The organism is Erwinia sp. V71, from assembly GCF_965644245.1.
Classification (GTDB): domain Bacteria; phylum Pseudomonadota; class Gammaproteobacteria; order Enterobacterales; family Enterobacteriaceae; genus Erwinia.
Genome location: NZ_CBFFRK010000278.1, coordinates 1 through 670, shown reverse-complemented (window position 1 = coordinate 670; position 670 = coordinate 1). Strand labels below are relative to the sequence as shown.

General features: G+C 48.8%; 2 protein-coding genes. Both read right to left on the bottom strand.

Annotated elements, in window-relative coordinates; translation table 11 throughout:
• On the bottom strand, positions 1-211 hold a 211-nt coding region (locus ACSZO1_RS22655; protein ID WP_437616655.1), incomplete at its 3' end, for a hypothetical protein.
• A gap of 92 nt (positions 212-303) precedes the next feature.
• Complete coding sequence (locus ACSZO1_RS22650) at positions 304-513, bottom strand: hypothetical protein (RefSeq protein ID WP_437616653.1); 210 nt, start codon at positions 511-513, stop codon at positions 304-306.
• Positions 514-670 lie beyond the last annotated feature (157 nt).

Sequence of the window (670 nt, the reverse complement as noted above, 5' to 3'; positions counted from 1 at the left end):
GATAATACAGCTCAGCTAAGGCTAATACAGCTAAGGACTCCACTGAACCCCACCGATTAAATCGCACCTTCCCTAATGGAGCTGACAATGCACAATCACCCAGAGATGGAAGTCCTGAACAAAATGATTCAGGATCAAATCCAGGAAAGTCAAAACTTAGCAAAGCGAGCAGAGAAAAATCTAAACGATCTGAAAAGACAACTGGAACCATACCAGTTCAGCAACCAGATGAATTACAACCACCTGCTGCAGAGTGATTTTAGACCACTATAAAATAACGACCCGGCCACCGCGCCGGGTTTTTTATGACATCGGCAGACTTCCCGACCTGACCAGCTCCGCTGCATCACGGCAGACGCCCTTACCGATTACGTTTGTTTCCTGCTGACGCATCTCTTCCAGCTTCTCCGATAGCGTATACTCAGCTATACGCTCACCGCTGAATTTTAACAACAGCACAGCCCGGCCAATGGCGTTAACGATCAGCGTTGCTCTTTCTTCATCAAGCTCCATACCCCACCCCGCTCACTTTTCGCTCATTTCAACTTACCACAGGCCACCACTAAGCGGGACTTTTTGCGCCTTAAAATCACTGCTTGGCGGATTCAACTCCGAAGTGCAACGCTAAGCCGCCAATCTTAGCTCTGCAAACACCACAGACGGTTGCCTG